Origin of the sequence: Pseudoalteromonas rubra, assembly GCF_001482385.1 — a bacterium.
Classification (GTDB): domain Bacteria; phylum Pseudomonadota; class Gammaproteobacteria; order Enterobacterales; family Alteromonadaceae; genus Pseudoalteromonas; species Pseudoalteromonas ardens.
This window is the reverse complement of record NZ_CP013611.1, coordinates 1674983-1688429: the sequence shown is the minus strand read 5'-3', so window position 1 is coordinate 1688429 and position 13447 is coordinate 1674983. Positions and strand designations below refer to the sequence as shown.

Annotated in this window: 10 protein-coding genes; 5 read left to right on the top strand and 5 right to left on the bottom strand. The window is 49.6% G+C overall.

Annotation, left to right across the window (positions count from 1 at the left end; all coding sequences use genetic code 11):
• Positions 1–12: 12 nt before the first annotated feature.
• Positions 13–165 carry a hypothetical protein gene (locus AT705_RS25215; RefSeq protein WP_157576700.1) on the bottom strand — a complete coding sequence of 51 codons (153 nt, stop codon included), beginning with the start codon at positions 163–165 and terminating at the stop codon, positions 13–15.
• On the opposite strand from AT705_RS25215, the gene dinB reads away from it, so the two are divergent.
• The 3 genes from dinB to AT705_RS07465 all read left to right on the top strand — a co-directional run bounded on the left by dinB (position 164) and on the right by AT705_RS07465 (position 4864).
• Positions 164–1234: a DNA polymerase IV gene (gene dinB / locus AT705_RS07475; protein WP_058796109.1), complete on the top strand. Its 1071-nt coding sequence runs from the start codon at positions 164–166 to the stop codon at positions 1232–1234. The genes AT705_RS25215 and dinB overlap by 2 nt on opposite strands.
• A 256-nt stretch (positions 1235–1490) precedes the next feature.
• Positions 1491–3182 carry a carbon starvation CstA family protein gene (locus tag AT705_RS07470; protein ID WP_058797928.1) on the top strand — a complete coding sequence of 564 codons (1692 nt, stop codon included), beginning with the start codon at positions 1491–1493 and terminating at the stop codon, positions 3180–3182.
• Between the two features lie 149 nt (positions 3183–3331).
• Entirely contained in the window at positions 3332–4864 is a 1533-nt protein-coding gene (locus tag AT705_RS07465) for a M17 family metallopeptidase (protein WP_058796108.1), read from the top strand.
• Here the strand turns inward: AT705_RS07465 and AT705_RS07460 are convergent.
• Together AT705_RS07460 and AT705_RS07455 are read right to left on the bottom strand one after the other, a co-directional pair.
• Positions 4861–6495, bottom strand: a complete 1635-nt coding sequence (locus AT705_RS07460) for a methyl-accepting chemotaxis protein (RefSeq protein WP_058796107.1) — start codon at positions 6493–6495, stop codon at positions 4861–4863. The genes AT705_RS07465 and AT705_RS07460 overlap by 4 nt on opposite strands.
• A gap of 211 nt (positions 6496–6706) precedes the next feature.
• Entirely contained in the window at positions 6707–8923 is a 2217-nt protein-coding gene (locus AT705_RS07455) for a S9 family peptidase (RefSeq protein ID WP_058797927.1), read from the bottom strand.
• A 185-nt stretch (positions 8924–9108) separates the two neighbouring features.
• On the opposite strand from AT705_RS07455, the gene AT705_RS07450 reads away from it, so the two are divergent.
• Positions 9109–9507: an HIT domain-containing protein gene (locus AT705_RS07450; RefSeq protein ID WP_058797926.1), complete on the top strand. Its 399-nt coding sequence runs from the start codon at positions 9109–9111 to the stop codon at positions 9505–9507.
• A gap of 35 nt (positions 9508–9542) precedes the next feature.
• Here AT705_RS07450 and AT705_RS07445 read toward each other — a convergent pair whose 3' ends face one another.
• Positions 9543–11228 carry a dipeptidyl-peptidase 3 family protein gene (locus AT705_RS07445; protein ID WP_058796106.1) on the bottom strand — a complete coding sequence of 562 codons (1686 nt, stop codon included), beginning with the start codon at positions 11226–11228 and terminating at the stop codon, positions 9543–9545.
• A gap of 325 nt (positions 11229–11553) precedes the next feature.
• Here AT705_RS07445 and AT705_RS07440 point away from each other — a divergent pair, with 325 nt between their 5' ends.
• Positions 11554–12393 (top strand): HDOD domain-containing protein, encoded by an 840-nt coding sequence (locus tag AT705_RS07440; protein WP_058796105.1) that lies wholly within the window; start codon positions 11554–11556, stop codon positions 12391–12393.
• A gap of 45 nt (positions 12394–12438) precedes the next feature.
• On the opposite strand, the gene rdgC is transcribed toward AT705_RS07440, so the two are convergent.
• A complete protein-coding gene (gene rdgC / locus AT705_RS07435; RefSeq protein WP_058796104.1) occupies positions 12439–13347 on the bottom strand; it encodes a recombination-associated protein RdgC in 909 nt (302 codons plus the stop codon).
• Positions 13348–13447: the final 100 nt, after the last annotated feature.

Below are 13447 nucleotides of genomic sequence, written 5' to 3'. Positions count from 1 at the left end.
GGATCGGTTTAGTTATGCTCTGATACGCAGCCATTGTCTGACCAGTTTAGAGTATTTGGCAATAAAATACAGGTGAGACGCGATGACAAAAAACACACAATCATATTGCCATACTGAATTTCTTTGCCCATAATGACTGTATAAATAACCAGTTTTTAAGTTCATGCGTAAGTTTATCCATGTTGATATGGACTGCTTTTATGCTGCCGTAGAGATGCGCGATAACCCAGCGCTGGCCAATGTACCGATTGCGATTGGCGGGAATAGCCACCGTGGCGTGTTATCAACGGCCAACTACATCGCGCGCCAGTATGGCGTGCGCTCTGCCATGTCTAACTACAAAGCTAAGCAGCTGTGCCCTGAGCTGGTGATTGTGCCTGGCAGGATGGCGGTTTACAAAGCGGTGTCTGCGCAGATCCGCACGATTTTTTCTCGTTACACTGAACTGATAGAACCACTCTCCTTAGATGAAGCTTATCTGGACGTTACTGAGTGCACTTTGTGTCAGGGTAGCGCAACGTTAATTGCGCAGCAGATCCGCAGCGATATCTATCAAGAAACGGGCCTAACGGCCTCTGCCGGCATTGCGCCCATTAAATTCCTGGCCAAAATTGCCAGCGACGAAAATAAACCGAATGGTCAGTATGTGATTACCCCTGATGATGTGGATGTGTTTATAGATACTTTGCCGCTGAAAAAAATCCCCGGCGTAGGTAAGGTGACACATGAAAAACTGCTGGCAATGGGATTGCAATATGGCCGTGATGTTAAGGCCAGCAGCAGAACTCAGATGACAGAGCGGTTTGGTAAATTCGGCGATGTACTTTGGCGGCGTTGTCAGGGCATTGATGAGCGCAAGGTAGAAACTGAGCGCATTCGCAAATCGGTCGGTGTTGAAACCACGTTTGAAAAAGACATACAAGATCTGGATGCACTTAAAGACGTACTTCGCCAGCGTCTGCTGCCTGAATTGCAGCGGCGTGCTGAACCCTATCGCGGCACGCGGACCTTTAATAAGTTGGGGGTTAAAGTAAAGTTTTATGATTTTTCGCAAACCACCAAAGAGTGTCAGTATCATGAGATTGATGAAGGTGTGTTGTTCACTTTGCTTGAGCAGGCAGTCGAGCGCTTTGGCAGTAAACCGGTCAGGCTGATAGGGATACAGCTGGGGTTAGGTGAAGTGGCGTCCGGCCAGGCACAGTTGGGCCTGTTTGATGTCCAGACCTTCGACTAAAAGATAACAATGACAAGGCTCTGTGATCACACGGCGGTGTGCTAGGGTATAGCCTATCCGGCTAAAGTCAGACGTTATTTTGCGCAATACAATCTCGAAAGCATAAAGCGGATCACCTGACGACCAGATACTGTTTGAGTCGCTGGCTTTGTCGCGCACTGCAATATAGCCGAACTGGTTGATTGCACTGGGCAATAACAAACTGTCATTTAGCGGACATCAAAAACAACAACAGGACAACAACAGGGAGAATACAATGCAGTCAATCATGATCGTGCTGTTTGGCATACTTGGTATGCTGTTTGGCTGGTTTGTCTATTCAAAATTCATCGCCGAAAAAATATTTAAAATGGACGATAAGTTCGTCACACCGGCGCATGAGTTAAATGACGGAGTAGACTATGTACCGACTAACAAAGTGGTGCTCTGGGGGCATCATTTTACATCCGTAGCAGGGGCCGCGCCTATCGTTGGCCCAGCCATTGCCGTTTACTGGGGTTGGGTCCCTGCGGTTTTATGGGTGGTGTTTGGTACCATCTTTTTTGCGGGTGTGCATGATATGGGCGCATTGTGGGCCAGTGCGCGTCACAAAGGCAAGTCGATGGGAGCGCTGTCAGAAACTGTTATAGGTACACGCACGCGTTCATTGTTTATGATTGTGGTTTTCCTGGTACTGTTGATGGTAAATGCCGTATTTGGGGTCGTTATTGCCAATTCCTTTGTGGCTAACCCCAGTGCTGTGTTCCCTGCCTGGGCCGCCATTTTAGTAGCGCTGGTGATTGGCCAGTTACTTAAACGTCAGGTGCCACTGGTGCCCTTATGTGTGATTGGCGTCGCTATTCTTTATGCCAGCATTTACATAGGCTCGGGTATGCCACTGGCGCTGCCCAGCGAGTTGTTCGGGCTGGCCGATAAAGCCAATTGGATTATTATTCTGTTTGTCTACGCGGCCGTGGCGTCTTTATTACCGGTCTGGATGTTGCTACAACCGCGCGATTTCATTAATGGCATGCAGCTGCTGGTAGGGCTGGTATTGCTGTATGGCGCGGTATTTGTGGTGATGCCGGATATCACGGCACCTGCCTTTAATACGCAAACTGCAATAGATACGCCAAGCATCATTCCTTTATTATTTGTCACCATCGCGTGTGGTGCCGTTTCTGGCTTCCATGGCATTGTGTCCTCTGGTACCAGTTCGAAACAGCTGGATAAAGAAACCGATGGCCGCTTTGTCGGTTATCTGGGCGCCGTGGGCGAGGGCTCACTGGCATTGATCACGCTGGTGGCCGTGAGCGGCGTTATGCTGGCAGTGTCACCTGAAGAATGGCACGAAATTTACAGTCACCTCGGCGCGGGCAGTGTCGGCGCTTTTATCCAGGGCGGGGCAAATCTGATCAGCAATGGTTGGGGACTATCGGTGGAGATCGCATCAACTCTGCTTGCGGTCATGGTGGTGCTGTTTGCCGGTACCACCATGGATTCTGGCGTGCGTTTGCAGCGCTATATTATTCAGGAGTGGGGTGAAATCTATCAACTCAATGCCCTGAAAAACGGTGTGCTTGCGACCCTGGTTGCCGTGGGCTGCTGTTTACTGCTGGCGTTTGGTGCGGGTGGTGCGTCGGGCAGCGGCGGTATGATCATCTGGCCTTTGTTTGGTTCGACCAACCAAATTCTTGCCAGCCTGACCTTACTGGTGATCTCTGTGTATCTGATGAAGCTGGGTCGTCCGGCAAAATTCACGCTGATCCCGATGATGTTTGTGATTCTGATGGCCTTTTTTGCCGGGCTGATCAAGTTGGGTGAGTACTATGAGCAGGGTAACTGGTTGCTGGTGGGGCTGGACATTGTGGTCCTGGTTGTCAGTGTATTGGTGATGTTGGAAGCCTGGTCTGTGGTCAGTAAGCTCAAATTACAAAAAGACAGCAGCGCAATATCGCAGTCGGATTAACGATTACTTTGCGGCTCAACAGTGCGTGTCAGTGTGTCATACGCTGGCGCGCATTATGTTATGTTCCGGCAATTACCCCGATGGTATTGGCTCTTGCGGGCAAATAACCGATAATCAGCCCAGCATTTTAATAACCAAGGGCTGATTATATGTCTTTTCCTCTCGCTCTGCCGGTCAGTGACTGGCAAGTTCAGGGCGCCGATGCTGTTATCGTCGTCACTTCCGATGTGTCAGATCTTTCTGTTGCGGCATTAAACAGTGCGGCCGCCCCTTATCTTGCGGTTGACGCACGATTACATAGCAAAGCCAGCTTACTGCTGGCTGAAGGTGTACCGGGCAAGCGCCTGATCGTGTCACCAACAGGCCCACTTAACCGAGACTATGATGACGTGCGACGCTTTTTTGAAGCGGGTAAAGCCGCTGTGTTGGAAGCCAAAGCAGCCGGTGCGGTTAAGCCTGTATTGATGGTGGCTGGGGTACCTGGCGATGCGCGTTATCAGAATGCCCTTGAAGTGGCGTACCTAGGGGCGTGTCAGGCGCTATGGCAACCTCTGGAAGCCCGTGAATATCGTGGACCAGTGATTGAACCTGTTGAATCTATTGCACTGTTGGGGGCCTCTGAAGAGCAATGTCGTCAGCTAAACGCCATGGCTGCGGGTCAGTATGCTGCCCGTGACTTGTGTGGTACGGAGCCTGAGCGCATGGCACCCCCTAAGTTTGCAGATTACTGTGTTGAGCTGTTTAAGGACACATGTGTCAGTGTTGAAGTCGTGTCAGACCCGGTCACCATTGATAAAGACTACCCTATGCTGGGCACCGTTGCGCGCGCATCTTATGCGGTGGAGCGTCACCACCCGCGTGTTGTTAAGCTAGTCTACACGCCGCAAGGGGACATTGAGCGAACGTTGATGTTTGTGGGTAAGGGCCTGGTTTATGATACAGGTGGTGCCGATCTGAAAGTAGGCGGGTTTATGGCGGGCATGAGCCGTGACAAAGGTGGCGCAGCCTCAGTCGCCGGCTTTATGAAGTCCGTTGCAGACTTCCAGCCTAAAGGCGTAAAAGTGATCGCGTACCTGGCTGTGGTGCGTAACTCGATTGGCTCTGATTGCTTCGTTCCGGATGAGATAATCACCACGCGTGAAGGCGTGAAAGTGCGCATTGGCAACACGGATGCGGAAGGCCGTCTGGCAATGGGAGATTTGTTGAGTGAGCTTAAAGATATGGCCACTGGGGAAGTGAATCCTGAGCTGTTTACGGTAGCTACGCTAACCGGACACGCTGCCCGAGCGATGGGACCTTACAGTGCTTATGTTGAAAACGGCCCGGCGCGTGCACAAAAGGTATCTCGTCAGCTTGCTGATATCGGCGATCTGTGGGCTGACTGTGCTGAGGTATCGCGCAGCCGCCGTGAAGATTACGATTTCGTGCAGCCACGTACTCTGGCGGATGACGTTTTGTCGAGCAACAATGCTCCGTCGGCTGTTACTGCGCGTGGTCATCAGTTCCCAATGGCCTTCCTGGCCATTGTTGGTGGACTGGACAAGCACGGCTGTGAGTCAGACTTACCACTGCCTTATGTCCATATGGACATCGCGGGCAGTGGTGTTGAAGGGGGTGACTGGCAACATGGTAAGCCAACCGCTGCCACCGTCAGCAGTTTGTTTGTGCGTTACTGTCGTTAAACTTTAAAACCTTCCACAATCTGGGCAAGCTGATGGCTTGCCTGTTTGAGCTCTTTGCTGGCCTGAGACAAGGTTTGGGTAGTGTCGAGTGAATGATGGGTTGCGTCTGACAGGTCGCTAATACGCACATTCACATCGGCAGCCGCACTGCTTTGTTCATCCGTCGCACGCGCGATCAGGCCGTTCATTTCCAGAATGACCGTGATCAGACGCTCAATTTCACTCAATGCCTGCTCAGCCTCATGGACCTGACTCACCGTGTTGGCAGAAAGACGTTGACTGTTTTGCACGGCATCAACAGCGGCCTGAGCGCCTTTTTGTAACTTTTCAATCATGGTCTGGATCTCATCGGTACTCTGTCCGGTACGACTTGCCAGTGTGCGTACTTCGTCTGCCACGACTGCAAACCCGCGACCCTGCTCTCCGGCTCGGGCAGCTTCTATGGCGGCATTCAGTGCGAGTAGGTTGGTCTGCTCCGAAATACCCCGGATCACGTCCAGCACTGAGCCAATATGCTGGCTCTCTTCTGCCAGTGCCTGCGTCACCACACTGACCTCTTCTATGGTGTCTGACAGCGTACCTATGGCACTGATGGTGGCACTGATGGTGGTTTTTCCGGTTTCACTGGTGCGCATTGCATCTCCGGCAGCCTGCTCTGCAGCCTCAGCATGCTGGCTAATCTCTTTGATCTGGGCACTCATTTGCTCAACGGCTGTTGCGACCTGGCGACTGCTGTCATTCTGACGCTCAATGTATTCCAGGTTTACCTCACCCGTGTCATCTACGCGATCGGCCAGCGCCTCAACTTCTGCGGCATTGCCCGCGACTGAGGTAATCGAGCGGCGCATTTTACTTGTATAGGCATTAAAAAAACGAGACAGGCGTGAGATCTCATCACGGCCATGCTCATCAAGTTGCTGTGTCAGGTCGCCCTCACCCTGGGAAATGTCTTGCATCATGTCGGCAGCTGCACGCATCGGTTGCAACACGCTATTGCTGATGATAAAGCTCAGAATTATCAGCACAATGAGCAGTGCGACGATATTAAACAGCATCTGATTGCGCAGCTGAGCAAATTGCTCGTCGATATTATCAAGATACACCCCGGAGCCTAAGATCCACTGCCACGGATCAAAGGCTTTTACATAAGAAATCTTGTCGACGGGCGCAGATTTGCCGGGTTTGGGCCATTTGTAAGGCACAAAGCCATCCCCCTGACTGTTAACAACGGCCACCATTTCCTGAAACAGCGCAACCCCGTCAGGGTCTTTACTATCGCGCAGTGACTGGCCATTGAGTTGGGGCTTAAATGGGTGCATCACCATGCGAGGGTAATGATCATTGACCCAAAAGTAATTGTTTTCATCGTATCTGAGGTCTTTCAACGCGCTCAGAGCGGCGTTTTTGGCCTGACTTTCGCTGAGTGTACCGTTGAGCTGTGCCTGATGAAAGTGGGCGATCAGGCTATGGGCTGTTTCAACCAGGTTCTTGGTTTTTTCATATTGCTGTTCACTTAGCGCCTGATATTGCTGCTGCAAATTCATTATGCCCAGTGCGCTCAGGCCAAGGACGACGAAGCCCACCAGCATAGCGAGGCGGCCAAATATGGTGAACTGTCTTAAAAAAGCCATAGCACTTACTCCTTTTTAAAGCACAAGATTGTGCACTGAATTAGCTATGATTGCGTATTTTGCAATAACTTCAGGGGTAAAACTTGTTCTAAATCAAATGAATAATATATTTACTGAGGAAAGCGTAAGGCAATTAGCTATTTGTCGAATAGTAGCAGGGAGCGTTTATGCGTATAGGCGACACGGGCCAGCGATGGCCCGTGTCTGAGTGTTACTTCACGTCAAAGTGACGATTAAAGAAGTTGGTGATGGTCTGATGCAGGTGCGTCTGCACCTTCTTACCACGCAGGCTGTGCTTAGAGCCCGGATAGGTCATCATTTCAAAAGGCTTTGCTTCATCCTGTAACTGTTTGAACAGCTTCGTCGCATGGGTAAACAACACGTTGTCGTCCGCCATGCCGTGATAGATCATCAGCGGGCCTTTCAGACCGTCGGTGTAGGGAAATACTGCGCTTTGCTCGTAGCCTTTCGCATTAGTTTGTGGATGTCCGAGGTAACGTTCAGTGTAATGTGTGTCATACAGTGCCCAGTCTGTTACTGGCGCACCAGACACGCCTGCGGTAAAGTAGTCACCTGCTTTGAACATGGTCATCAGTGCCATATAACCGCCGTAGCTGTGGCCATAAATGCCGATGCGTGACGGGTCGACATAATTCAGTGTGCGTAAGAATTCCACTCCGCGAACCTGATCGGCGACTTCCACTTCTCCTAAGTGCTTGTAAATTGGGTCTTCAAAGCGTTTGCCTCGGTTGTAGGAACCACGGTTGTCCAGTTGGAAGACGATGTAACCTTGCTGCACCATAAACTGGAAATAAAGGTTTTTACTGCGCCAGCTATTAGTAACACGCTGAGCATGCGGACCACCATAAACATTGACGATCACAGGGTATTTCTTGCCTTTTTTAAGCTGCTTAGGCTTAAACAAACGGTAGTGCATCAATTGCCCATCTGTCGCTTTCAGGGTGCCATATTCAGGTGTCGACAAATCATTCAGGAAAGGTGTCAGCGGATGTTGATCATCGAGCTTATTTTGTTCCAGCCAGGTAATGAATTCGCCATTGGCTTTTCGCAATGAAACCGATGTGGGTTGATTTACGGACGATTTGCTGTCGATAAAAGTGCGGTTGTCTTCCGCCATCACCACTTTGTGGTAGGTACCGGCTTCTGTGATCCGCTCAATGTTGCCTTTTTTGAACAATGGGACCGCATACAGGTGGCTTTCCAGTGGGGTATCTTTGCGGCCAGAGAAGTAGATCAGGCCCTTTTTCTCATCCACGCCCTGAAGCTTTTCGACAATCCAGTCACCCTGAGTCAGCTGACGAACCAGTTGGCCGCTGGTGCGGTACAAATACAGGTGCTTATAGCCATCGCGCTCTGAGGCCCAGATAAAGTGCTTTTTGTCTTTTAAAAAATGCAGGTCAAAATGCAGGTTGATCCAGGTGTCGCTGGTTTCTGTCAGAGCGACGCGTTGTTGTTTGCTGTCGGCGTTGTAGAATCTCAATTCCAGCTTTTGCTGAGAGCGGTTTTGCCACTGATATGACAAGGTGGTGTCGTCTTCCAGCCATTTCGCTCGGGCAATGTAGATGTCTTTCTCTTTACCCAGGTCAATCCAGTTTACTTTTTGATCATTCAGGGTGACCACGCCCAGATCAATGCGGACATTGTCTGTGCCGGTAAACGGGTAGCGTTGATTAAACAGTTTGACTTCATCGGCATAAATTTCGTTACGGATGGCTTCTTGTACCGGACTTTCATCGATGCGGGTAAAGGCAATTTTGCTTTCATCTCCGGCCCACCAGTAGCCAGTCATACGGCTCATTTCTTCCTGTGCAACGAACTCTGCCATGCCATTTTTAATCACGCCACCACCGTCTTTACTCAGGCGGATCTCTTTGCCGGTTGCCAGCTCCAGAGCATACAGGTCTTGTTCTCGTACAAAGGACACGTAGTTGCCTTTAGGCGAGAAACGAGCATCGGTTTCAAAGGCTTCGGTATCGGTCAGCTTGCGGCTTTTACCTGAGCTGAGCTCATAATAGTAAAGGTCACCATTGAGTGGAAAGAGCAGTGCTTTACCATCTTTAGACCATTTGTATTCTAGGATCCCGCGACCAAAGATACGTTGCCTTTCACGGCGCGCCTTTTCTTCGTCTGATAAGGTTTCAGGGCCAGAGAATAAGGCCTGGGAATCGACCAGCAGACGGTTTGTATCGGCTTTAATATTGTATTCCCACAGATCGTAGCGGTTGTAGTCGTCGACTTTGCCCTGCAGGTAGGTTACCCGAGTACCATCGGGCGAAAACTTAAGGTTAACAGGGGCCTTACCTGCCAAAGAGGGGTCATCGAAAATACGTTCCAGCGTCAGCGGCTGGGCCACAGTAAACTGGCTGGTGGCCAGCAAACCGGTGGCAAGCGCGGCATGAGATAGCAAATTACGCACAGAGTCACCTTTATAATTGTGTAATGTTGGATTGAGAACCCGATGTTAAAGACTGTAAATCGTGATGGCAAACAAATCCGATGGGTGTGATGGCAGACAAAAGCGTCCCTATCGGGTCGATTTTATGTGGTAAGTTAGTTACAGTGAGCCCATCAATAATGAACTTGAAAAGACCAATGAACACATTTCAACTGGCGCCGGAACTGGTGCGTGATTGTATTGAACTGGCCGACTGGCCATTGTGTAAACTGCTATTACTGAATGACAGTCAGTATCCCTGGTTTATACTGGTGCCACGTGTATCAGGCATGCGTGAGATCATTGATCTCAGTGCAGAGCAGCAACAGCTGTTTTGGCAGGAGTCTGCTCAGTTAAGTCACTTAATTAAAGCTGTTTTCAATCCACATAAATTAAATGTGGCTGCTCTTGGAAACATGGTACCCCAGCTGCACGTTCATCATATTGCGCGTTTTGAGCATGATGCAGCCTGGCCAAAGCCTGTGTGGGGACAACTGCCGCCAATCCCATACAGTGCTAAGCAAATAGCCGAAATAAAACAGGCGCTGGATATCTGAGCGCCTGTTTATCTATCTGATTGTGTATTGGGGTATTACAAGCCCAATACGGCTTTGCCTTGTTTAAAGGTCACATCAACCGGAATATTGGCTGCCGCCAGTTTGTCCAGGTCGGCCTGAAGCTCAGCTTTGATATCGCCATGGGTGGCCAGTAATTGATCGACTTTTTGGTAGTCACCATCGCCTTGCAGGGTCAGGATCAGGTTAGACAGCTTTTCCATGGCTGCCCCCATTTTCGCCATATCTACAGCATAAAGGCCATCCGCATTTTTTGAAAATGCGCCTTCCTGTTTGAAGAAATTAAACCGGATCATGTTGGCTTTACCATGGGCACTGGATGCGCCGAAGCGCACAGAGCGGAAAATTCCGGCCATAAAGGTGACATAATAGTCTTCCAGCGTGCCTTCTGTGATCTCGCCTTTTTTCAGCAGTTGCTCAACCATATACAGACCAAGTATATCGGCTTTGCCTTCTTCCAGGGCGCTGGCATGCTCTTGCAGTGACTGACGCACCGTGCCTTTGCCTGTAATGGTGTTTTTAATCCCCAGGCCATGCGCCACTTCGTGGAACATGGTGTTGGCAAAAAAGGCATCAAAGGTAATATGTTTACGTTGTGCAGGGACAATCAACTGCTCAGCAATGGGCACTAGGATTTTGTCGAACTTGGCCTGCATCGCATTTTTCAACTGCAGGCGACGCGTGCCCTTTTGGAGCTGAACTTCTTCATCGTTTGGCAGGTTAATGGCAATGGTTTTACTCCCGGCGTTAGAGTGGCCGGCATAGTAAATGACATCGTACGCATTGAGGTCAGCATCTGAACCAGGCACTTCCTGCTTGTACTTTTCATCTACTGGTAATCCCTGCTGCAGTTCAGGTAGGAAAGCGGCAAACTTTGCCAGACGTTCACTCCAGGCCATGTCTTTAACCAGGACATAAGATTCGAACGCAGTACGGTAACCAAAGAGCTGATCTTCGTAGGTTTCGATGGGACCAATCACCACGTCTATGGGGTTATTTTTCATATCCATCCAGGCGAAGTCAGAGGTTTGGTAACTGTTATTAACCAGCGCGTCTGCACGTAAATTTAAGTACTTAGAAAATTGTTTATCCACCGCCAGTTTGCTGGCATCACGCAATAGCTGAGCTGCCGTGTTTAATTCATTCTGATAGGCTTCTGAGTAGGGGAGACTATACAGCTGGCCTTGCGCATCGCGCTTTATTAAAGAGTACAAGCCCGCTTTGTCTTTCACATCCGCCTGATTAAGTTCGGCTTTACTGATATCCCCAGGGTAGAACTCGGCGCCGGGGGCTCTAGCATTAAAGCCACTGAGGAATACTTTGTCACCATTCAGGCGGTCCCAGGGACCATAGTTAATGTCAGCGAACTGGCGTACCTTCGCGTCCTGAATATTGGCCAGAAACTCCGATTTGTTCATGCCAAATGCTTGCTTCCAAAACAGCTCATCCATGATTTTAGACGCGTCTATCAATAACCCCAGCATTTTTTTCTGGTTGTCACTGAGGTGTGACAGGTCGCTATTCAGGGTGACTTGGGTATAGATATCCAGTCGCTCTGGCGACAGGTCTTGTAGCTGATAGCCGCTGTCTGTTGTGCTCTGTTGTGCCTGACTTTCAGTCTTGGGTTGCTGTGGCTCAGAACAGCCGCTGAGCAGCATGCCACAGGCCAGCATGACCGCCGTGGATACGAGTGCGCGTTTCATCATTTTTCCTTCATTTGGAGTGTTAGTCGGACCTTTACTGCATAGGGGCCGCTCTGAACATAGTTGCCAGCAGGGATCCGTATTATTATTTCGGTGCTATACCTTACATGAATTGGCTGCAACTTGCTGCTGTTGAGGCACAAAGTCGCTGAATATTTTATTTTACTCAGCGCGTTGGAATTTTTTGTCTATCACGAATAATTTTTATACTTTTCTTAACTTACTCTTTAAGTTAGACAATACTAATAACATGAACAGCACATTGCTCAGCGCCACAGGCAGTTGCTGCGCTCCTGAGGCCAATAAATTCGAGGATTGAACCAATATGTCTACTGAAAATGCCTTGTTGACGATTCTGATTGATAAAATAAACAACGATACCCTGGTACTACCTACCTTGCCTGAAATAGCTGTAAGGGTCCGGCAGGCTGCGGATGACCCGGAAGTTAATTTGATGCAAATGTCCGAGGTGATTTCTCATGATCCCGCACTGGCGGCACGTATGATTAAAGTGGCTAACAGTGCATTTCTGGGCCGTACTGTAAAAGTTAACACGCTTAATCAGGCCGTTACCCGGATAGGTTTGCGTCAGGTCAAGAATGTCGCCACAGCAATGGCGATGGAGCAGCTGTTTGTCTCGCAAAATAAGCTGATCAAAACATATATGGATAAAGCTTGGCAGAAGACGCTGAAAGTAGCCTGTCAGGCGATCACCACGATGGACTTTTATCTGCGCATTAACAAGCATACATCGCTCAATAAAGACACCATCACGCTGGCGTCACTGGTATTCAATATCGGGGTACTTCCCATCCTCACTGAAGCTGAAAATCATCCCGAAGTATTCGCCAACCCGAGCTTTTTAGCGCATGCGATCCAAAAGCTGGGTGGTCGCATAGGGGGGGCAATTATGCGTGAGTGGGGGTTCACGGAAGAGTTTGTTGAAGTCGCTGAAAGTTGGGCTAATCCAAACTATAAACCCGGACATGTTTGTTACGTGGACTTTATCCGTGTTGGCGCCATTGTTGAGGGCATATTGCAAGTGTCTGATAAGGCCGCGGCACTGCATATCTACGAAGAGAAGGGCGTGCTGGGCTCAGTGGATATGTTTTATGATGATGCCTATCAGGACATGCTGAACGACATTAAAGCGGCATTTTCGTAATTATGAAGTTGAAGTGGCGGAGCGTTTAGCCCCGCCCCCCAGTCGCTACAGGTCGTCCTGATCGCCGAGCCCTTGTGACAGCTCTTCTAGCAGCTCTTTGATTTCCTCAGAGACCAGGATAAAGTCTGCATCGAGCTTGACCGCCATGTCCTCTTTAGGGATGTCGGCATTTTGCTCTTTCAGTGTGTCGCTGAAACTCAGGCGCTTGATTGAACCATCATTTTGCAGGGTAAACTGCACGCGTTCACGCCAGTCCATACCCAGTTTCGTTACGCGCTTACCATGTTCCAGGTGCAATTTGATCTCATCGCCGGCCAGGTCATGCTGTTTAAGTTTAACCTGTGCACCATTGTCATCGGCTTCTTGTAATTCGGCATCAGAGCCGATTGCAAACCCTTCAGGGACTTCGAATTTGGTGAGCCAGTCGGTCAGGAACAGATCCAAATCATAATTTGCAAAGGCCGGGACGATAGGCAAGGTGCCGAGGGATTTTCTCAGTAACGCGGTCAGCTCTTCCGCTTTATTAAAGCTGGCGCTGTTGACGATTAACCAGCCATTTTTCTGGTCGATAAAAGCAAATTGCAGGCTGGACTTTTTGAACGCCTGAGGCAACAAGGTTGCAGTGATATTTTCTTTAATTTCGTCTTTTTCTTTTTTCTTGACCGGGCGATTCTCTTCTTGCTCGATCGACTCGATCTTTTCTGCAACCATTTCATTGATTACAGAGGCTGGCAGAACTTTTTCTTCCCGCTTGGCACAAACCAGAATACAGTGCTGAGAAAAGTGGCTCAGTGTCTGGCCATGTTTCCCAAGGGCTTTGGCCCAGCCAAAGGTGCTCATGTCCTGGCTACCGCACGGACGAAAAACGTCGTGCTCCAGTGCTGCTTCAAAGTCTTCCTGAGCATAGGAGACGTCTTGTTTAAAACGGTAACAGATAAGATTGCTAAACCACATAGAACAGGTTCCGAAGAGTAAAATCGACCCGCATCATAGCAAACCGACATACCCTCGGGCAAAGACTCAGCGCAGATATTTCGCCCTGTTGATACGGGTG

Excerpts from the sequence above, each read along its gene's own strand:
- dinB (WP_058796109.1), top strand. The coding sequence starts at position 164 with ATGCGTAAGTTTATCCATGTTGATATGGACTGCTTTTATGCTGCCGTA.
- AT705_RS25215 (WP_157576700.1), bottom strand. The coding sequence starts at position 165 with ATGAACTTAAAAACTGGTTATTTATACAGTCATTATGGGCAAAGAAAT.
- AT705_RS07470 (WP_058797928.1), top strand. The coding sequence starts at position 1,491 with ATGCAGTCAATCATGATCGTGCTGTTTGGCATACTTGGTATGCTGTTT.
- AT705_RS07465 (WP_058796108.1), top strand. The coding sequence starts at position 3,332 with ATGTCTTTTCCTCTCGCTCTGCCGGTCAGTGACTGGCAAGTTCAGGGC.
- AT705_RS07460 (WP_058796107.1), bottom strand. The coding sequence starts at position 6,495 with ATGGCTTTTTTAAGACAGTTCACCATATTTGGCCGCCTCGCTATGCTG.
- AT705_RS07450 (WP_058797926.1), top strand. The coding sequence starts at position 9,109 with ATGAACACATTTCAACTGGCGCCGGAACTGGTGCGTGATTGTATTGAA.
- AT705_RS07445 (WP_058796106.1), bottom strand. The coding sequence starts at position 11,228 with ATGAAACGCGCACTCGTATCCACGGCGGTCATGCTGGCCTGTGGCATG.
- AT705_RS07440 (WP_058796105.1), top strand. The coding sequence starts at position 11,554 with ATGTCTACTGAAAATGCCTTGTTGACGATTCTGATTGATAAAATAAAC.
- rdgC (WP_058796104.1), bottom strand. The coding sequence starts at position 13,347 with ATGTGGTTTAGCAATCTTATCTGTTACCGTTTTAAACAAGACGTCTCC.